The 19,560-nt window shown below is 71.7% G+C and carries 15 protein-coding genes; 4 read left to right on the forward strand and 11 right to left on the reverse strand.

Annotated features, from left to right (window positions below; genetic code table 11):
- The first annotated feature begins 8 nt into the window (after positions 1 to 8).
- Positions 9 to 953, forward strand: a complete 945-nt coding sequence (locus tag ACZ4N5_RS14440) for a hypothetical protein (protein WP_467757405.1) — start codon at positions 9 to 11, stop codon at positions 951 to 953.
- Positions 954 to 1,057: 104 nt separating this feature from the next.
- Here the strand turns inward: ACZ4N5_RS14440 and ACZ4N5_RS14445 are convergent, their stop codons facing one another.
- The 3 genes from ACZ4N5_RS14445 to ACZ4N5_RS14455 are packed head-to-tail and all read right to left on the reverse strand — an operon-like array spanning position 1,058 to position 3,038.
- Positions 1,058 to 1,366: an AzlD domain-containing protein gene (locus ACZ4N5_RS14445; protein ID WP_467757406.1), complete on the reverse strand. Its 309-nt coding sequence runs from the start codon at positions 1,364 to 1,366 to the stop codon at positions 1,058 to 1,060.
- Complete coding sequence (locus tag ACZ4N5_RS14450) at positions 1,363 to 2,145, reverse strand: AzlC family ABC transporter permease (protein WP_467757431.1); 783 nt, start codon at positions 2,143 to 2,145, stop codon at positions 1,363 to 1,365. The genes ACZ4N5_RS14445 and ACZ4N5_RS14450 overlap by 4 nt, the downstream gene beginning before the upstream one ends.
- A complete protein-coding gene (locus tag ACZ4N5_RS14455; protein WP_467757407.1) occupies positions 2,046 to 3,038 on the reverse strand; it encodes an AraC family transcriptional regulator in 993 nt (330 codons plus the stop codon). Before ACZ4N5_RS14455 ends, ACZ4N5_RS14450 begins: the two co-directional genes overlap by 100 nt.
- A gap of 193 nt (positions 3,039 to 3,231) precedes the next feature.
- Here ACZ4N5_RS14455 and ACZ4N5_RS14460 point away from each other — a divergent pair, with 193 nt between their 5' ends.
- The 3 genes from ACZ4N5_RS14460 to ACZ4N5_RS14470 all read left to right on the forward strand — a co-directional run bounded on the left by ACZ4N5_RS14460 (position 3,232) and on the right by ACZ4N5_RS14470 (position 10,021).
- Complete coding sequence (locus tag ACZ4N5_RS14460) at positions 3,232 to 8,289, forward strand: ATP-dependent helicase (protein ID WP_467757408.1); 5,058 nt, start codon at positions 3,232 to 3,234, stop codon at positions 8,287 to 8,289.
- Positions 8,290 to 8,322: 33 nt separating this feature from the next.
- Positions 8,323 to 9,195 carry an Fpg/Nei family DNA glycosylase gene (locus tag ACZ4N5_RS14465; RefSeq protein ID WP_467757409.1) on the forward strand — a complete coding sequence of 291 codons (873 nt, stop codon included), beginning with the start codon at positions 8,323 to 8,325 and terminating at the stop codon, positions 9,193 to 9,195.
- Positions 9,196 to 9,259: 64 nt separating this feature from the next.
- The gene (locus ACZ4N5_RS14470; protein WP_467757410.1) at positions 9,260 to 10,021 is read left to right on the forward strand and encodes an SDR family NAD(P)-dependent oxidoreductase; all 762 of its coding nucleotides are present in this window, start codon (positions 9,260 to 9,262) and stop codon (positions 10,019 to 10,021) included.
- A gap of 354 nt (positions 10,022 to 10,375) precedes the next feature.
- Here the strand turns inward: ACZ4N5_RS14470 and ACZ4N5_RS14475 are convergent, their stop codons facing one another.
- From ACZ4N5_RS14475 to ACZ4N5_RS14510, 8 genes are all read right to left on the reverse strand, one after another.
- A complete protein-coding gene (locus ACZ4N5_RS14475; protein WP_467757432.1) occupies positions 10,376 to 10,846 on the reverse strand; it encodes a Dps family protein in 471 nt (156 codons plus the stop codon).
- A gap of 245 nt (positions 10,847 to 11,091) precedes the next feature.
- Positions 11,092 to 11,466 (reverse strand): helix-turn-helix domain-containing protein, encoded by a 375-nt coding sequence (locus ACZ4N5_RS14480; protein WP_467757411.1) that lies wholly within the window; start codon positions 11,464 to 11,466, stop codon positions 11,092 to 11,094.
- Positions 11,467 to 11,575: 109 nt separating this feature from the next.
- On the reverse strand, positions 11,576 to 12,121 hold the full coding sequence (locus ACZ4N5_RS14485; RefSeq protein WP_467757412.1) for a CinA family protein: 546 nt from the start codon (positions 12,119 to 12,121) through the stop codon (positions 11,576 to 11,578).
- Positions 12,118 to 12,876 carry a CDP-diacylglycerol--glycerol-3-phosphate 3-phosphatidyltransferase gene (gene pgsA / locus ACZ4N5_RS14490; RefSeq protein WP_467757413.1) on the reverse strand — a complete coding sequence of 253 codons (759 nt, stop codon included), beginning with the start codon at positions 12,874 to 12,876 and terminating at the stop codon, positions 12,118 to 12,120. The genes ACZ4N5_RS14485 and pgsA overlap by 4 nt, the downstream gene beginning before the upstream one ends.
- Positions 12,873 to 14,348 carry a 30S ribosomal protein S12 methylthiotransferase RimO gene (gene rimO, locus ACZ4N5_RS14495; RefSeq protein WP_467757414.1) on the reverse strand — a complete coding sequence of 492 codons (1,476 nt, stop codon included), beginning with the start codon at positions 14,346 to 14,348 and terminating at the stop codon, positions 12,873 to 12,875. Before rimO ends, pgsA begins: the two co-directional genes overlap by 4 nt.
- A gap of 159 nt (positions 14,349 to 14,507) precedes the next feature.
- Entirely contained in the window at positions 14,508 to 15,365 is an 858-nt protein-coding gene (locus ACZ4N5_RS14500; RefSeq protein ID WP_467757415.1) for a helix-turn-helix domain-containing protein, read from the reverse strand.
- Positions 15,366 to 15,699: 334 nt separating this feature from the next.
- On the reverse strand, positions 15,700 to 18,438 hold the full coding sequence (locus ACZ4N5_RS14505; RefSeq protein WP_467757416.1) for a DNA translocase FtsK: 2,739 nt from the start codon (positions 18,436 to 18,438) through the stop codon (positions 15,700 to 15,702).
- Positions 18,439 to 18,609: 171 nt separating this feature from the next.
- The gene (locus tag ACZ4N5_RS14510) at positions 18,610 to 19,293 is read right to left on the reverse strand and encodes a response regulator (protein ID WP_467757417.1); all 684 of its coding nucleotides are present in this window, start codon (positions 19,291 to 19,293) and stop codon (positions 18,610 to 18,612) included.
- Between the last annotated feature and the right edge of the window lie 267 nt (positions 19,294 to 19,560).

Genomic DNA, 19,560 nt, shown 5'->3' on the forward strand with positions numbered 1-19,560 from the left:
TCTGACGCATGGCCGAAACCGGAGAATCTCCACTCCCCCAGACGCCCCCCGCGCACTCCCCACTCGCACGCGCCGAGCACTTCGTCTGGCTCACCGCACGCGTGCTGGAACAGCGCCGCTTCGCCTACCACTTCCTCGGCGGCGGAGCCGACGCGGTGGAGACCGCGCTGGCCGCCTACCGCAACGACGACGAGGGGTACGGTCACGCGCTCGAACCCGATCTGCGGGGCCCCGTCAGCCAGCCGCTGCACACCGGGCACGCGCTGCGGGTGCTCGACTCGATCGGCCGCTGCGGCGGGCAGCGCGTGGAGCGGGTGTGCCGCTATCTGACGTCCGTGTCGACGGCGGACGGCGCGCTGCCCGCCATCCGTCCCAGCCAGCGCGGCTATCCGACGGCCCCCTTCGTGCCGATCGTCGACGATCCGCCGAGCGAACTCCTCGCCACCGGCCCGGTGGTCGGCCTGCTGCACCGCAACGAGGTATGGAACGCGTGGCTGTTCCGGGCCACCGACTTCTGCTGGCAGGCGGTCGAGTCCCTGGAGAAGTCCCATCCGTACGAGATCGAGGCGGCGGTCGCCTTCCTGGACTCCGCGGCCGACCGCCCGCGCGCGGAGGCGAGCGCCGACCGGCTGGGCCGCCTCGTCCGTGAGCAGCGGCTCGCCGTGCTGGACCCCGGCCGCCTGGAGGCGTACCCCGTCCCGCCCGGTTACGCGCCGGGGGAGCACCACTTCCCGCACGACTACGCCCGGACCCCGGACTCGCTCGCGCGCGCGTGGTTCACCGACGAGGAGATGGCGCGCTCGCTGGACCACCTCGCGGACGAGCAGCAGGAGGACGGCGGGTGGCCGATCCGCTGGCGTCAGTGGGCGCCGGGCACCGCCCTGGAGTGCCGCCCCATGGTGACGATCGAGGCGCTGCGCACACTCCGGGCGTACGGCCGGTCCATCACCTGAGGCCACCGCCGGTCCGATTGTCCGGGCGCCAGGCCGGCCTGTCCGTGTGCGCCGGCGTGCCGGGTGTCCCGGCGTGCCGGATGTCGGCCCCGCCTGCCGGGAGGTCAGCCCGTCATCGCGCGGACCCCGGCCGTCACCACCACGGCCGCGGCGACGACCACCAGGAACGGGGCGCGCAGGATCAGCGCGACGGCCGCCGCCGCGAGCCCGGCGGCCTTCGCGTCGACGACGAGGACGCGCCCGTCGGCGAAGGTCTGCTGGGCCGTGAGGGCGGCCAGGAGCGCGACGGGCAGCAGAGCGGCGAGGCGCTGCACGAGCGGCCGCTCGAGTACGCCCGCGGGAATCATCAGACCGACGAGTTTGAGGGCGTAGCAGCCGACGGCGGTGGCGCCGATGGCGATCCAGATGTTCAACGGTCTTCCCCTGATACGTCGTTCTGTGCGCCGGCCTGCGTCTCGTTCACCACGCCGGCCGGTGCCTCGCTCGATACGTCGGCGGCGACGGTCGTCGCGCCGCGGCGCCCCGTCACGTAGAGCACGGCGGGGGCGGCCAGGGCGGCCACCAGGACCGGGACTCCGGCGGGCAGCACGGGCAGCAGGCCGAGCCCGAGGAGGACGGCGATCCCCGCGACGGCACGTTCCGTGGTGGTCTTCAGCATCGGCGCGAGCAGAGCCAGGAACACGGCGGGCCCGGCCGCGTCCAGGCCCCACGCGTCGGTGTCGCCGATGGCCTCGGCCCCGGCCGCGCCCAGCAGGGTGGTGAGGTTCCACAGCAGGTAGAGGGACAGACCGGTGACGGTGAAGCCGATCCGGACGCTGCGGCGGGTGGGCTGGGCGAGCGCCACGGCCGTGGTCTCGTCGATCACCCACTGCGCGGCGAACGGGCGCACCGCGCGCGGGAGGGCGAGGAGCTGGGACAGACGCAGCCCGTAGAAGGCGTTGCGGACCCCCAGGAAGAACGCGCCCGCGGCAGCGGTGAGCGGGTTGCCCCCGGCCGCGAGCGCGCCCACGAGCGCGAACTGCGACGCCCCGGTGAACACCAGGAGGCTGAGGGCGCAGGTCTGGAGCAGGGTGAGCCCGCTGCCGGCCGAGGTCACCCCGAAGGCGAAACCGGACAGTCCGACGGCGACCCCGACTCCAAGGGCGTCGCGGACGACGGCGGCGTCGGGTTTTCCGCCTTCTTCACTGCGTATGTCTGCGAGAGCTGTCTGTTGTGCCACGCGTCGGACGGTACGGGGAGTCGCCCCGCGGCGTCTTGTACGTTCTTGCGCTCCCGCTGGTAGGCGCCCGGAGGGACCCCCACGATCCGGCTGAAGTGGCGGTTGAGATGCGGCTGGTCGGTGAAGCCGACGGCGACGGCCGCCTCGGCGGGCGCGGAACCGGCGTCCAGGAGGTGGCGTGCCCGGCGTACCCGCGCATCGGTCAGCCAGGTGTGGGGTGGCATGCCGTAGGCGTCCCGGAACGCGCGCAGCAGCGCGAACGAGCTGGTGCCGAGGTCGGCGGCGAGCCGCTCCAGGGTGGGCGGCTCGGCCATCCGCTCCTCCAGCACGCCACGCGCGTGTGCCGCGAGCCGGGCGCCCGCGGTGCGCACGGCCCGCTGCGGCAGCGGTCCTCCGTTCAGGCGCAGCAGGCGGGTCACGGCGACCCGCAGCAGGGTGTCGGCGGCCAGCGCGTTGCCCTCCTCCGCCGCCCGGAGCACCTGGTGGACCAGGCCCGCCGCGTAGGGGTCGTCGAGTACCGGACGGGTGAATCCGGGGGTTCCGCGCAGGGTGGTGGTCTCGGCGGCGATCTCGGCCACCATGTCCGGCGAGGGGTACACGGCGCCGTACTTCCAGCCTTCGGGAACGCCCGCCCGCCCGGTGTGCGGGGTGTCGGGGTTGACGAGTGCCAGCGATCCCGGGCCCGCGTACTGGTCCGCGCCGCCGTGGTGGAAGACCTCGACGCCCTCGGTGACGGCGGCGATGACGAAGTTCTCGTGGGTGTGCCGCACGAAGATCTTCTCGACGTAGCGGGCCCGCAGCAGATCGACACCGGGCAGCTCCGCGTACTGCCAGTGCCGCGCCCGCTCCTGCCCCGAACCTGCCACCCCCTCATTCTCCGCCACCGCGCCAGGACCCACCGCCGACGCCCGCCCCGCACCGGTCCACCCCGCCCTGCCCCATCCTGTCCGGCTCTGTTGCGCACAGTGTCCGGCTCTGCTCCGCACAGCTCCGCACTGCTCAGTCGAGGCGTTCTCGCAGGTCAGCGCGATTGTCAGTGGGCGGGTGCAGGATGGACGCATGGTCAGCTCCGCACACCGAGCCCTCGACGGCTTCTCCCCCGCGACCCGCGGCTGGTTCACGGGGGCCTTTTCCGCGCCCACCGCGGCCCAGGCCGGGGCGTGGGCGGCCATCGGTGCGGGCTCGGACGTGCTGGTCGTCGCCCCCACCGGTTCCGGCAAGACGCTGGCCGCTTTCCTCGCCGCGCTCGACCAGCTGGCCTCGACGCCACCGCCGGCGGACCCGCGGAAGCGCTGCCGGGTTCTGTACGTGTCACCCCTCAAGGCGCTCGCGGTCGACGTGGAGCGAAATCTGCGGAGCCCGTTGACCGGCATCCGGCAGGAGTCCGTGCGGCTCGGGCTGCCGGAGCCGGAGGTGAAGGTGGGCATCCGCTCCGGCGACACCCCGCCCGCCGAGCGCCGGGCGCTGGCCACCCGCCCGCCGGACATCCTGATCACGACCCCCGAGTCGCTGTTCCTGATGCTGACCTCGGCCACGCGCGACGCGCTGACGGGCATCGAGACGGTGATCCTGGACGAGGTGCACGCGGTCGCGGGCACCAAGCGCGGCGCCCATCTCGCGCTCACCCTGGAGCGCCTCGACGAACTGCTGCCGAAGCCCGCCCGGCGTATCGGCCTCTCCGCGACGGTGCGTCCCGTGGACGAGGTGGCACGCTATCTCTCGCCGCAGCGCAAGGTGGAGATCGTCCAGCCGCCGTCCGGCAAGGAGTTCGACCTCTCCGTGGTCGTCCCGGTGGAGGACCTGGGCGAGCTGGGCGGGTCCCCGGCCGCCGACGGCAAGGAGGGCGCGGAGAAGCCCTCCATCTGGCCGCACGTCGAGGAGCGGATCGCCGACCTCGTCCAGTCCCACCGCTCGACGATCGTGTTCGCCAACTCGCGTCGCCTGGCGGAGCGCCTGTGCAACCGGCTCAACGAGATCGCGTACGAGAGGGCGACCGGCGAGCCCCTTGACGAGGCGCATGCCCCGGCCGAGCTGATGGGAGGCTCGGGCGCGGCTCAGGGGGCGCCGCCGGTGATCGCCCGCGCCCACCACGGTTCGGTCTCCAAGGAGCAGCGGGCGCAGGTCGAGGAGGACCTGAAGGCCGGCCGTCTGCCCGCCGTGGTCGCCACCTCCAGCCTCGAACTGGGCATCGACATGGGCGCGGTCGACCTCGTCATCCAGGTCGAGTCACCGCCGTCCGTGGCATCGGGGCTCCAGCGCGTGGGCCGCGCCGGTCACCAGGTCGGCGCGGTCTCCACCGGTGTCGTCTTCCCCAAGTACCGGGGCGACCTGGTGCAGGCGGCCGTGGTCACCGAGCGGATGCGCACCGGCTCCATCGAGTCCCTCCGGGTCCCCGCCAACCCACTGGACGTGCTGGCCCAGCAGCTCGTCGCCATGACGGCGCTCGACACCTGGCAGGTCGACGACCTGCTCACCACGGTCCGCCGGGCGGCCCCCTTCGCCTCGCTCCCGGAGTCGGCGTTCACCGCCGTGCTCGACATGCTCGCGGGCCGCTATCCGTCGGACGCCTTCGCCGAACTCAGGCCCCGCGTGGTGTGGGACCGCGTCGCGGGCACGGTGACCGGCCGCCCCGGCGCCCAGCGTCTCGCCGTCACCTCCGGGGGCACCATCCCCGACCGCGGGCTCTTCGGGGTCTTCCTCGCGGGGGCCGACCCCAAGAAGGGCGGCGGCCGGGTCGGCGAGCTCGACGAGGAGATGGTCTACGAGTCCCGGGTGGGCGATGTCTTCACCCTCGGCACCAGCTCCTGGCGCATCGAGGACATCACCCGGGACCGGGTCCTGGTCTCCCCGGCGCCCGGCGTCCCCGGCAGACTGCCCTTCTGGAAGGGCGACCAGCTCGGGCGCCCGCTCGAACTGGGGCGCGCGGTGGGCGCGTTCCTCCGCGAGGTCGGCTCGCTCTCCGAGGAGGACGCCCGCCTGCGCCTGCTCGCCGCGGGCCTGGACGCCTGGGCCGCCGGCAACGTACTCGCGTACCTGAAAGAACAACGCGAGGCGTGCGGTCACATCCCGGACGACCGCACGATCGTCGTCGAACGCTTCCGCGACGAGCTGGGCGACTGGCGTGTCGTCGTGCACTCCCCCTTCGGCGCCCAGGTGCACGCCCCCTGGGCCCTCGCCCTGGGCGCCAAGCTCTCGGAGCGGTACGGCATGGACGCCCAGGTCATGCACGCCGACGACGGCATCGTGCTGCGGCTGCCCGACGCCGACCTGATGGGCCTGGACCTGCTCGACCAGGCACCCATGAAGGCGGGCACGGAGTACGACGCGGAGCAGGCGCCGATCGGCGCCGCGGACGTCGCCTTCGACAAGGGCGAGGTCAATCAGATCGTCACGGATCAGGTCGGCAGTTCGGCTCTGTTCGCCGCCCGCTTCCGCGAGTGCGCCGCGCGCGCCCTGCTCCTGCCGCGCCGCAACCCCGGCAAGCGCACCCCTCTGTGGCAGCAGCGGCAGCGTGCCGCCCAACTGCTCCAGGTGGCCAGCGAGTTCGGTTCGTTCCCGATCGTCCTCGAAGCAGTGCGCGAATGCCTCCAGGACGTCTTCGACGTCCCGGGCCTCACGGAGCTGATGGGCGACATCGAGTCCCGCAAGGTGCGGCTCGTCGAGGTCACCACACCCGAGCCCTCCCCCTTCGCCCGCTCGCTGCTCTTCGGGTACGTCGCCCAGTTCCTGTACGAGGGCGACTCACCGCTCGCCGAGCGGCGGGCCGCCGCGCTGTCGCTGGACTCGCGTCTGCTGGCCGAGCTCCTGGGCCAGGCCGAACTGCGCGAGCTCCTGGACGCCGATGTCCTGACCGAGCTGGAGCGCGAGCTCCAGTGGCTCACCGAAGACCGCCGAATCAAGGACGTGGAGGGTGTCGCCGACCTGCTGCGTCTGCTGGGGCCGCTCACGGAGGCCGAGTTGGCCGAGCGGGGCGCGGAGCCCCAGTGGGCGAAGGAGCTGGCCGCCGCCCGGCGCGCCATCCGGGTCCGGATCGGCGGAGCCGACCACTGGGCGGCGATCGAGGACGCCGGCAGACTGCGCGACGCGCTCGGGACGGCGTTGCCCGTCGGTGTCCCGGAAGCCTTCACCGAACCGGTCAAGGATCCGCTCGGCGATCTCCTCGCCCGGTACGCGCGCACCCACGGGCCGTTCACCTCGACGGCGGCCGCCGCCCGTTTCGGTCTCGGTACGGCCGTCACCGACGGCGCACTGCACCGGCTCGCCGCGAGCGGCCGGGTTGTGCAGGGGGAGTTCCATCCGGCGGGCATCGGCCAGGAGTGGTGCGACGCGGCGGTGCTGCGCAGGCTGCGCCGCCGTTCGCTCGCGGCCCTGCGTCATGAACTCGAGCCGGTTCCACCGGCCGCACTCGCGCAGTTCCTGCCGCAGTGGCAGCACGTGGGCAGCGGTCACGGACTGCGCGGCATCGACGGACTGGTGCGCGCCGTCGAGCAGTTGCAGGGCGCGTCCGTGCCGGCGTCCGCGTTGGAGAAGCTGGTCCTGCCGTCCCGGGTCGCCGGTTACACGCCCGCGCTGCTCGACGAACTCACGGCCGCCGGGGAGGTGGTCTGGGCCGGGGCGGGTTCGCTGCCCGGCAAGGACGGCTGGGTCTCGCTGTATCTGGCCGACGCCGCCCCCCTGCTCCTTCCGGCCGCACACCCCCTGGAGCCGACCGCGCTTCATCAATCGGTCCTTGACACCCTCTCCGGGGGGTACGGCCTGTTCTTCCGTCAGATCGCCGACCAGGTCCGCGCCACCACGCACCCCGACGCCACCGATCCGCAGCTCGCCGACGCGATCTGGGAGCTGGCCTGGTCCGGGCGCCTCACGAACGACACGCTCGCACCGATGCGCTCCCTCCTGGGTTCGGGCCGCACCGCGGGGTCCACGGCTCATCGCGCCAAGCGCTCGGTGCCACGCGGGCGGTACGGCTCTCTGACCGGAGGGGCGCGCCCTCAGTCGCGTACCGGGCCCCCGACCGTGGCGGGCCGCTGGTCACTGCTGCCCGAGCGCGAGCCCGATCCCACCGTGCGCGCCCATGCCCTGGCGCGCACCCTGCTCGACCGCCACGGGGTGGTGACCCGGGGCGCCGTCGCGGCGGAAGGTGTCGAGGGCGGCTTCTCGGCGGTGTACCGCATCCTGTCGGCCTTCGAGGACAGTGGTCAGGCACGGCGCGGCTATGTGGTCGAGGGTCTCGGCGCCGCCCAGTTCGCGATGGACGGCGCGGTGGACCGGCTCCGCGCGGCGGCGAACGCACGCGACCGGGGCGCCGCCATGTCCGACCCGGCCCTCCCGGACAACTCCCCCGCCGCCCACGGCTTCCCGGACGCTCCCGCTTTCCCTCAATTCGGCTCGGGCTCGGGCTCGGGCTTCGACGGCATGGGACACGGCGACGATGCCGTGGACAGGGCCGATTTCGCGAACGGTTCGGGTTCCCTGAACGGCCCCGCTCTCGGCCCCGATTCCGCCCTCGGTCCCGATTCCGGTCTCGGTTCCGGCCCCGACCTCGACTTCGGCGACGACCACACCTTCTCCGCCGACTCCGCCTTCGCGGCCGGCTCCCCCCACCCCGGCGCCCCCCACCACCGGAACACCCCGTCCAACCGCAACGGCTCGCCGTACCCGACAGGCAGCTCCGGCCATCCCGGCGGTGCGGGTTTCCCGGGCGCCCGCTCCCGTACGCGTACCGCCTCCCCGGCTGTCGTACTGGCCGCCGCAGACCCCGCGAACGCCTACGGCGCGGCACTCCCCTGGCCCGAGCCCCCGACCGAAGCGGGCCACAAGCCTGGCCGCAAGGCAGGCTCCCTGGTCGTCCTGGTCGACGGCGAGCTGGCTCTCTACATGGAGCGCGGCGGCAAGACTCTGCTGGCCTGGCCCGCGGACCCGGACAGCTCGGTCTCGCAGGACACGCGGCTGTGCGCCGCGGCGGAGGCCCTCGCCGCCGCCGCCCGCGCGGGCTCGCTCGGCACGGTCACCGTCGAGCGCGTCAACGGTGCCTCTGCCCTCACCTCCCCCCTCGGCACCCTCCTGGAAGGAGCGGGCTTCATCGCCACACCGCGCGGACTCCGCCTCCGCGCCTGACCGGCCGCCCCCCACCCGTGCCACCCTGGAGTCATGCCCGAAGGAGACACCGTCTGGCAGGCCGCGAGGCGGCTGCACGTCGCCCTCGCGGGCAAGGTCCTGACCTGTTCCGACCTGCGGGTGCCCCGGTACGCCACGGCCGACCTCACCGGTCGCGCCGTCCTCGACGTGACCCCGCGCGGCAAGCACCTCCTCACCCGGATCGAGGGCGGTCTCACGTTGCACTCGCATCTGCGGATGGACGGTTCGTGGAAGGTGTACGAGACCGGCCGACGCTGGAGCGGAGGTCCCGCGCACCAGATCCGGGCCGTTCTCGGCACGGCGGACCGCACGGCGGTCGGCTACCGCCTGCCCGTACTGGAACTGCTCCGCACCACCGACGAGGCCCGTGCGGTCGGTCACCTCGGCCCCGACCTCCTGGGTCCGGACTGGGACCCGGGCAAGGCCCTGGAGAACCTTCTTCACGAACCTGACCGTCCCCTCGGCGAGGCCCTCCTCGACCAGCGGAATCTCGCCGGCATCGGCAACGTGTACAAGAGCGAGCTGTGTTTCCTGCTCGGCGTCACCCCCTGGCTCCCCGTCGGCTCCCTGCCCGCCGACCGTGCCGCCCAACTGCCGCTCCTCGCCAAGCAGTTGCTGGAGTTCAACCGCGACCGTCCGGCCCGCGTCACCACCGGGCACCGTGACCACAACCTCTTCGTGTACGGCCGCGCCCCTCGCCCCTGTCTGCGCTGCGCGACGCCGATCCGCTGGGCGAACCAGGGCGACGGTTCCCGCGAGCGCCCCACGTACTGGTGCCCCCGGTGCCAGACGGGCCCCACCCCGCCTTCGGGCGGCCACCACACCGCCACGGCGCACCGCCCCACCGGGTACGCGTCCCGGGCGCCCGGCCGACGGCGCAGCTAGAGCCGCGCACCAAGTCCCGCGCAACTAATTGACGACCCGTCAGAAACCCTCGTACCGTCCCTCCATGGCCCTCGCCGCGTACGACCTCACCGGACGCACCGCATTCGTCACCGGCGCCGCCGGCGGCATCGGCCGCGCGGCGGCGCTCCTGCTCGCGGAGGCGGGCGCGACCCTGCACTGCGCGGACGTCGACGAGCAGGGCCTGCACGACACGGCGACGCTGATCAAGGGCCAGGGCGGCACCGCTCACAGCCGTCCGCTCGACGTCAGCGACCGCGCCCAGCTCCAGCGGGCCGTCGCGTCGTGCGGCCGTGTCGACGTCATGGCGGCGATCGCCGGGATCATGCACAGCAGCCCGGTCCTGGAGACCCTGGACGAGGATCTCGACCGGGTGCTGAGCGTCAACTTCAAGGGGGTGCTGTACGCCTGCCAGGAGGCCGCGCGCTCCATGATCGCGAACAGCGTCCGGGGCAGCATCATCACGATGGCCTCGGGCGCGATCGACACCGGCGGTCCGGGCCTGTTGTGCTACAGCGCGGCCAAGGCGGCCGTCGTACAGCTGACGCGGACGCTGGCGACCGAGGTCGGCCCGCACGGCATTCGCGTCAACGCCGTGGCACCCGGCTGGATCCGCACCCCCATGACCGACCGTCACGGCGAGCGGCAGGCACACACCGAGGCGTTCATGGCGCGCCTGTCACCGCTGGGCCGCGTCGGGGAACCCGAGGACATCGCCCACGCCGTGCTGCACCTGGCCTCGGACGCCTCGGCGTTCACCACCGGTCAGATCCTCCGCCCCAACGGCGGCGTCGCCATGCCCTGGTAACCCCTGCCCCGCCGCTCCCGCGTCGGCGCCAGCTCTCTCGCCAGTGGTCCCGCCATCGGTCCGACCCCACGGCGCCGACCGCCCGGGACTTCGGCACACAGTGCACCGGCAGCAGGCTGAGCCCCCACCCGCCCGCGGCGACCGCTCCTTCGAGCACCCCGGCATCGGGCGCCAGCGCGAGCCGGAGCACGCTGAGCCACCACAGCGCGCCGAACACCAGGAAAGCCCCCCGGCGCACTATTCGCCCTGCCATGGCACCCTCCTCCGGCGCGGCACCGGGCCGCCGATCTCACGCGCGAGCAGGGCACACCGACGGCACGCGGGACCGCCCGGGGCAGAGCGGCTCCCGGGCCGTCACCCGTTCTCCGCCTGGAACATCCAGTGATGCTTCTCCAGGTCGGCCGTGATCCCGATGAGGATGTCCTGGCTCACCGGATCCGGGTCCGCGGTGGCGGCGACCCGTCCCCGCATCCGCGTGATCACCGCGCCGAGCGCCTCCACGAGGGTCCGCACGGCGTCGGCGTCCTTGATCCAGCCTTGGGGTGTCGGTCCGATGCCGCTGCTCGACGCCACGGTCGCGGCCCGCCCGTCCGGCGGGACGCCCAGGGTCGAGGCGCGCTCCGCCACGGTGTCGGAGTGCAATCGCGCGATGTCCACGACCTCGTCGAGCTGGAGGTGGACGGAACGGAAGCGGGGCCCCACCACGTTCCAGTGGACCTGCTTCGCCACGAGGGAGAGGTCCACCAGGTCGACCAGGGCACCTTGAAGCGCCTCGGCGACGGTCTTCAGGTCCGCGTCGGACAGGGAGCTCTTCACGACGTACATCCGCATCCTCCGATTCACGACGGCTCCGGCGACCCTGCCGCGCCACGGCACCGGTCCCGACGGTCGACGCCGGCCTCGCCGCCTCCCTCCACCATGGAGGCCACGCCGGATACCGGCAAATGGACCCACAAGGCACGTCGTGGAACGCGAAAACCCCGGCCCGGCTCCTCCGGGTCTCCCCGGAGAAGCCCCGGCCGGGGCTTGTCCCACGCGTTCTCAGCTCAGGAAAGGCGAGCTGGTGAGCGTCAGGCGGCGACGACGTCGACCGCTTCGGCAGGCGCCTTGATCGTGACCCGTTCCGGTGGCACACCGGTCACCGATACGGAATTGAGCATCGGGCGACGCACCGGTGCGGACACCGGTGTGGCCGCAGCCGACTGTGCCAGCTCTGCGAGGGCGAGCTCGTCGCTCACTTCCCGCATGAGCTCGGACATCCGTACGTCCAGCGCGTCGCAGATCGCGGAGAGCAGCTCGGAGGATGCCTCCTTCTGCCCCCGCTCCACCTCGGAGAGATAGCCGAGTGAAACTCGGGCGGACGAGGAGACTTCGCGCAGAGTACGGCCCTGGCGCTGGCGCTGCCGACGCAGCACGTCACCCAGCAGGCGACGGAGCAGAATCATCGGTGGCTCCCTCCTCGGACCGCGTAGCCGCATCCTTCACGCCCCACCGTACCGCCTTGCGCCGCGGCCGTGCGGGGAGCGATGTCGTGTTCACTCAGGGCTGCAAACATCAAAACCCCCCGTTCTGTTCCGTATCCTGTGCCCGCTCATTCCCGGTCTGTTCGCCCGCGAGCTCCTCAAGGAGCAGCGCGAGTACGCTGCGTACACTCTCCATACGGATTTCCGCCCGGTCGCCGTTCAACCGCAGCGGCGCCACTTTCCCGCCACGGGCGGTGATGAAAGGTGCTTCGGAGGGCCCGTCGACGGCGACGTAGACCGTGCCGACCGGCTGTCCGTCCTGGGGGTCGGGGCCGGCGACGCCGGTGGTCGCGATCCCCCAGTCGGCGCCGAGCGCCTTGCGCACCCCGGCCGCCATCTGGGCCGCGACCTGCGGATCCACCGCGCCGCGCTCGGCCAGAAGAGTGGCGTCGACACCCAGCAGTTCGTGTTTCAGTTCGGTGGCGTACGCGGTCACCGAGCCTCGGAACACCTTCGAGGCACCGGGCACCGCGGTGATCTCCGCAGCCACCAGACCACCGGTGAGCGACTCGGCGACGGCGAGCGTCTCGCCCCTCACCGTGAGTAGTCGCACCACTTCAGTGGCCATGGAACTCACCGCTCGGCCTCCGCGGCGGCCGCCCGCCGCTCGGCGATTCCGCGGCGGCGCAGCACAATGGCCTGTCTCACATAGTCGAGCCCGGTGACCACGGTCAGAACGACCGCGACGGCCATCACCCAGAACCTCAGAGTGGCCAGCGCCCCCGTCAACGGCAGGATGTACATGCCGACCGCCGTGCCCTGGGCCAGGGTCTTCAGCTTGCCGCCACGGCTCGCCGGGATGACCCCGTAGCGGATCACGACGAAGCGCAGCAGGGTGACGCCGAGCTCACGCCCGAGAATCAGGAAGGTGACCCACCAGGGCAGATCACCGAGGGCGGAAAGGCAGACCAGCGCCGCGCCCATGATCGCCTTGTCGGCGATGGGGTCGGCGATCTTGCCGAAGTCGGTGACGAGGTCGTACGCGCGCGCCAGATGACCGTCGAAGATGTCGGTGATCATGGCGACGGCGAAGGCCGCCCAGGCCCAGGCGCGCATCGCGGGGTCGTATCCGCCGTCGGCCAGCATCAGCGCCACGAAGCCCGGCACGAGGACGAGCCGGATCATGGTCAGGATGTTGGCGATGTTCCAGAGGCTGGCCTGATTGACGGCCGCAGCGCCCAGTTTCCCGCCCCGCGCCGGCTTCGCGCCCCCGGGAACACCGGATGCGCCCGGAGCACCGGATGCGCCCGGAGCACCGGTTGCGCCGGGAGCGCCCGTCGCGCCTTTGGCGCCTGGGGAGCCGCCTGCCGCGGATGCCGGGACTCCGGTCATCTGGCCGCCTCCTCAGTGCTCACGAGCGAGCCCGGAAGCGGCTCGGCCACCAGGTCGACACCTTCCGTACCGACCACCTTGGCCTCGACGATACGGCCCACGGTCAGACCCTCGCCGCTTGTGAACAGCACCTGGCCGTCCGTCTCCGGTGCCTGGTGCGCGGCGCGGCCGTATGCGCCCTCCTCGTCGTCGAGGGACTCCACCAGCACGTGCACGGTCTCACCCACGCGCTCCTCGGCCCGCTGGGCGACCAGTTCCTCGGCGAGCCGGGACACACGCGCGAGGCGCTCGGCGACGACGTCCTCGTCCAGCTTGTTCTCGTACGTCGCCGCTTCGGTGCCGTCCTCGTCGGAGTACCCGAAGACGCCGATCGCGTCCAGGCGGGCTCCGGTGAGGAAGCGCTCCAGCTCCGCGAGGTCGGCCTCGCTCTCGCCGGGGAAGCCCACGATGAAGTTGGAGCGCACACCGGCCTGCGGGGCCTTGGAACGGATGGTGTCGAGCAGTTCCAGGAACCGGTCGGTGTCGCCGAAGCGGCGCATCGAGCGCAGCACGTCGGGCGCGGAGTGCTGGAAGGACAGGTCGAAGTAGGGCGCGACGTTCGGTGTCGAGGTCAGGACGTCGATGAGTCCGGGGCGCATCTCGGCGGGCTGCAGGTAGCTGACCCGCACGCGCTCGATGCCGTCGATCTCGGCCAGCTCGGGCAGCATCGTCTCCAGGAGACGGATGTCACCCAGGTCCTTGCCGTACGAGGTGTTGTTCTCGGAGACGAGCATCACCTCCTTGACGCCCTGCTCGGCGAGCCAGCGGGTCTCGTTCAGCACGTCGCTGGGGCGGCGCGAGATGAACGAACCGCGGAAGGACGGGATGGCGCAGAACGTGCAGCGGCGGTCGCAGCCGGAGGCCAGCTTCACCGAGGCGACCGGGGACCCGTCCAGGCGGCGGCGCAGGGGCGCACGGGGGCCGGAGACCGGGGCGACGCCCTCGGGGAGGTCCGAGGGGGTGCCGTGGCCGGGAAGGGCCACTTCCTCGCCGGCGCTCTGCCGCTCGGCCGGGCTGATGGGCAGCAGCTTGCGCCGGTCGCGCGGGGTGTGGGAGGCGTGGATGCCGCCGTTCAGGATGGTCTGGAGGCGGTCGGAGATGTCGGCGTAGTCGTCGAAGCCGAGCACGCCGTCGGCCTCGGGAAGCGCTTCGGCGAGTTCCTTGCCGTAGCGCTCGGCCATGCAGCCCACCGCCACGACGGCCTGGGTTCTGCCGTGCCCCTTGAGATCGTTGGCTTCGAGCAGGGCGTCGACGGAGTCCTTCTTGGCGGCTTCGACGAATCCACAGGTGTTGACGACGGCGACATCCGCTTGCTCGGCGTCCTCCACGAGTTGCCAGCCGTCCGCCTCCAAGCGGCCTGCGAGCTCCTCCGAGTCCACCTCGTTACGGGCGCAGCCAAGAGTGACAAGTGCGACGGTACGGCGTTCAGGCATGGGCTCAAGACTACTTTGTCTCAGTGACAGCCCACGTCGACGGGGGCAGGGCCCCTGCGGCGGACCATTGCGAGCTCCGTTCGCCGGAGCCGGCCTGATCCGCCGCAGGGGCCCTGCCGATCTTTGCGGACCCCGTCGACGGCGTACTTCTCTGGACCCCTAGCCGACCTGCGGGTCGCCCTTCGTGTACGTCAGACGCTCGACGGCGCCCGGCTGGAACTGGTCCTCGATCTTCTTGCCGTTGACGAACAGCTGGATGGCACCGGCGTCACCGAGGATGAGGTTGATCTTGGAGCTGTCCTGGAAGGTCTTGGACTCGCCCTGCTTCAGCAGCCCGTCGAAGAGCATCCGCCCGTTGTGGTCCTTGGCGGAGATCCAGCTGCGTCCGTCCGCGGCGCTGACCTGAACGGTCACCTTGTCCTGCGGGGCGGCCGCGATGGCACTGTCGGACGGGTCCGGCTTCGGGTCGGCGGGCTTGGTGGCCGCCGTGGACGGCGCGGCGGACTTCTTGGTCGTCGGCGTGGACCCCTCGGCGACCTGAGTCTTCGAGTCGTCTCCGTTGCCGCCGCCCTTGACCATGGTGAACCCGACGAAGCCGATCACCGCGACGATCGCGGCGACCATGGCGGCCGTCCAGTTCGGTCCGCGGCGCTCGGGACGGATACGTTCCGCCTCGAAGAGCGGGGCGGCGGGCGTCGGCGCGGGACGTCCGCCGTGGTCGGCGTCGTACTGCGTGAGCAGCGGGGCCGGATCGAGCCGGACGGCGCGGGCCAGGGTCCGGATGTGCCCGCGCGCGTAGACGTCGCCACCACAGGGAGCGAAGTCGTTCTGTTCGATGGCGTGAATGATGGTGATACGGACGCGGGTGGCGTTACTGACGTCGTCGACGGTCAGACCGGCCTCGATGCGTGCCTGCTGAAGGGCACGTCCGATCGAGGGCCGCTCGGCCGCAGGGTCGTCTTCGAACGGACGCTCGTCTTCGGGGGAGTTGCCGTCAGGTGAGTTGACGATGGACACGGGGGCGCCTTTCGAGCGTGTAGCCACCTGTGCTGGAAGTTCAGTCTAGGGGGGGTACGAAAGGGTGGGGCAACCGGGCGGTGGGACTTTGTACGCCATCAGAATGGCCGGTCATCCTGATATAGGGACATGGTGACGTCCCTTCGCTCAACTTGACGTGCGACAAGGCGAAACGGTTGCCCACCGACTCCTTACGGGTGAGTCACGTTCACATATCAGCCGGGTGCGGAACATGACGTTCCGCCATCCGCCCGACAGGCCGGCCGCTCCCTGAGCGACCGCCCCGCGCTCACCGCGCCGTTGCCGGCTGTCCCGTCCCCCCTCGCCGGGGGCTCTACGCTTCTGCTTCCCCGCGCATCACGGCCAACACTCCATCCAGCTCGTCGGCCTTCACGAGAACGTCACGCGCCTTGGAACCCTCACTGGGCCCGACGATCCCGCGCGACTCCATGAGGTCCATCAGCCGGCCGGCCTTGGCGAAGCCGACGCGCAGCTTGCGCTGGAGCATCGAGGTGGACCCGAACTGCGAGGTGACGACCAGTTCGGCGGCCGCGCACAGCAGGTCGAGGTCGTCGCCGATGTCCTCGTCGATCTCCTTCTTCTGCTTGGTGCCCACGGTGACGTCGTCCCGGAAGACGGGTGCCATCTGATCCTTGCAGTGCTGCACGATCGCCGCGACCTCGCCCTCGGTGACGAAGGCGCCCTGCATGCGCGTGGGCTTGTTGGCCCCCATCGGCAGGAAGAGTCCGTCGCCCTTGCCGATGAGCTTCTCGGCACCGGGCTGGTCGAGGATGACGCGCGAGTCCGCGAGGGACGAGGTGGCGAAGGCGAGCCGGGAGGGCACGTTCGCCTTGATCAGACCGGTGACGACATCGACGGACGGGCGCTGCGTGGCGAGCACCAGATGGATGCCGGCCGCGCGCGCGAGCTGGGTGATGCGCACGATCGAGTCCTCGACGTCGCGCGGCGCGACCATCATCAGGTCGGCGAGCTCGTCGACGATGACCAGGAGGTACGGGTACGGGGTCAGCTCTCGCTCACTGCCCTCGGGCAGCTTGACCTTGCCGTTCCTGATGGCCTCGTTGAAGTCGTCGATGTGCCGGAATCCGAACGCCGCGAGGTCGTCGTAGCGCAGGTCCATCTCCCGTACGACCCACTGCAGTGCCTCGGCGGCCCGCTTCGGGTTGGTGATGATCGGCGTGATCAGGTGCGGGATGCCCTCGTAGGCGGTCAGCTCGACGCGCTTGGGGTCCACGAGGACCATCCGCACGTCCTCCGGGGTCGCCCGGACCATCACCGAGGTGATCAGGCAGTTGATGCACGACGACTTGCCGGAACCGGTGGCTCCGGCGACGAGGACGTGCGGCATCTTCGCCAGGTTGGCCATCACATAGCCGCCCTCGACGTCCTTGCCGAGCGCGACCAGCATCGGATGGTCGTCCTCCGCCGCGTCCGCGAGGCGCAGCACGTCACCGAGGTTGACCATCTCGCGGTCGGTGTTGGGGATCTCGATGCCGACCGCGGACTTGCCGGGGATCGGGCTGATGATCCGCACGTCGGGGCTGGCGACCGCGTACGCGATGTTCTTCGTGAGCGCCGTGATCCGCTCGACCTTCACGGCGGGGCCGAGCTCGACCTCGTAGCGGGTGACTGTCGGCCCGCGGGTGAAGCCGGTGACGGCGGCGTCGACCTTGAACTCCCTGAAGACGTTCTGCAGGGAGGCGACCACCGCGTCGTTGGCCGCGCTGCGTGTCTTGCCGGGGCCGCCGCGCTCCAGGAGATCGAGCGAGGGCAGTGAGTAGGTGATGTCCCCGGAGAGCTGGAGCTGCTCCGCGCGCGGGGGCAGCTCGCGCGGGGCGTCGGGCGCGGCCTTGGTGAGGTCGGGCACGACGGACTCGACCGGCAGTGCCTCCTGCCGGGGCCGCTTGGCGCCCGGTACGACCTTGGCCCGGGCGGCCGGTACCGGCGTCGTCTCCTCGTACCCGTCCCGCTCCACGCTGACGCCCTGCGTGAGATCGGCGACCAGGGGCGAGGGCGGCATCCCGTGCAGCACGGCGCCGTCCAGCGCCGCGGCGGCGGCCGCGGCGACGTCCACGGCGTCCATCGGCCGGTTCATGTCGGGCTGCTGGGCGCCGGGCCGCCGGGGGCGGCTCCGGCGCCTGGTGAGCGCCTCCTGCTCGGCGCTGTCGGGGTCGTACGCCTCGGTGGCGCGCGGGCGCCTGCGGGAGCCCGCCTGGAGCCCGTCGCGCCACTGTTCGTCGTAGCGCTCCTCGTCCTCGGCGAACGCGCCCTCGTCGAAGTCGGCCTGGACGATGCCGAGCTTCTGGCCGAGCAGCCGCAGCCGCTGCGGAATCGCGTTGACCGGGGTCGCCGTGACGACCAGCAGCCCGAAGATCGTGAGCAGCACGAGGAGGGGTACGGCGAGGACGTCGCCCATCGCGTACGTCAGCGGGGTGGACGCACCCCAGCCGATGAGGCCGCCGGCGTCCCTTATCGCCTGCATCCCGTCGCTGCGCGCGGGTGATCCGCACGCGATGTGCACCTGCCCGAGCACGCCGATCACGAGCGCCGAAAGACCGATCACGATGCGGCCGTTCGCCTCGGGCTGCTCGGGGTGCCGGATGAGCCGGGCCGCGATGGTGGCGAGCAGTATCGGGACGAGGAGGTCGAGGCGGCCGAAGGCACCGGTGACCAGCATCTCGACGAGGTCGCCGACGGGGCCGCGCAGATTGGACCAGGTACCCGCCGCGACGATCAGCCCGAGACCGAGCAGCAGGAGCGCGAGTCCGTCCTTGCGGTGCGCCGGGTCGAGCCCCTTCGCGCCCCGCCCTATCCCGCGGAAGGTGGCTCCGACGGCATGCGCGATGCCCAGCCACAGGGCGCGTACAAGTCTGTACACGCCCGCGGTCGGGTTGGGCGCCGGCGCGGGAGCGGGCTTCTTCGCCGCGGCCCTCTTGGCGGGCGCCTTGCCTGCGGCCGCCTTTTTCGCGGGGGCCTTCTTCGCCGGAGCCTTCGTCGGAGCGACCGCCTTCTTCGCGGGCGGCTTCTTGGCTGCGGACTGACGTGGGGCCATGTGTGTGAGGTTACCGGTGGAGACGACAGCGACACGTGTGCCTCCCCCAAGTTCTCGACTTCGCTCGAACAGGGGGAACCCCAGCTTCACCCGATCGTGTCGCCCTTGCCAGGAGGGGAACTGACGCTTCCTCACGCCGTTCCCCTGCCGCCCGACGCGGCCGGGCGGGCTTCAGTTCTGAGACGGCACCGAGGGTGCCCCGCTCCCCGTACCCGGCTCCAGCGCGTCCAGCGCCCTGCGCAGTCCGGTGAGTTTGCGTTCGAGATGAGCGGCGGTGGCGACCGCCGCAGCGTCCGCGGAGTCGTCGTCGAGCTGCTTGGACAGCGCCTCCGCCTGTTCCTCGACGGCCGCGAGCCGTGCCGAGAGTTCGGCGAGGAGTCCGGCGGGCTCCTTGGCCTCACCGAGCACCGCCTTGCCGCCGCCCTCCAACTGGAGCCGCAACAGGGCCGCCTGTTCGCGGAGTTGACAGTTCTTCATGTAGAGCTCGACGAACACCGAGACCTTCGCGCGCAACACCCACGGGTCGAAGGGCTTGGAGATGTAGTCCACCGCGCCGGCCGCGTACCCCCGGAAGGTGTGGTGCGGGCCGTGGTTGATGGCGGTGAGGAAGATGATCGGGATGTCCCGGGTCCGCTCCCGGCGCTTGATGTGCGCGGCGGTCTCGAATCCGTCCATGCCCGGCATCTGAACGTCCAGCAGAATGACCGCGAAGTCGTCCGTGAGCAGCGCTTTGAGCGCTTCCTCCCCGGACGATGCCCGTACCAGTGTCTGATCGAGCGCGGAGAGGATCGCCTCCAGCGCCAACAGATTCTCCGGCCGGTCATCGACCAGGAGGATCTTGGCCTTCTGCACCATGGCCCGCCCTCCTCGCCCCGGCATGGGGCCTCCCCTGTCCGCAGGACTTGGGGAAGCACCGGGCGCCGCCCCAGGGGACGACTCCCTTGCGCCGCCCGTCCTTGTGCCGGTCATGGTATCCGCACCCCGCCTGTCGCCACACCCTGTCACCGTGATGTCACTGTGCACGTAGCAGAAACGCAGCAGGGGACCAGAAGGTTCCCCGTATCCCGTGCTTCTACACGGCTTCGGGCACAGTCAGTCATCCGACGCCGGGCCGCCGTGCCG

The organism is Streptomyces sp. NPDC026500 (genome assembly GCF_055567635.1).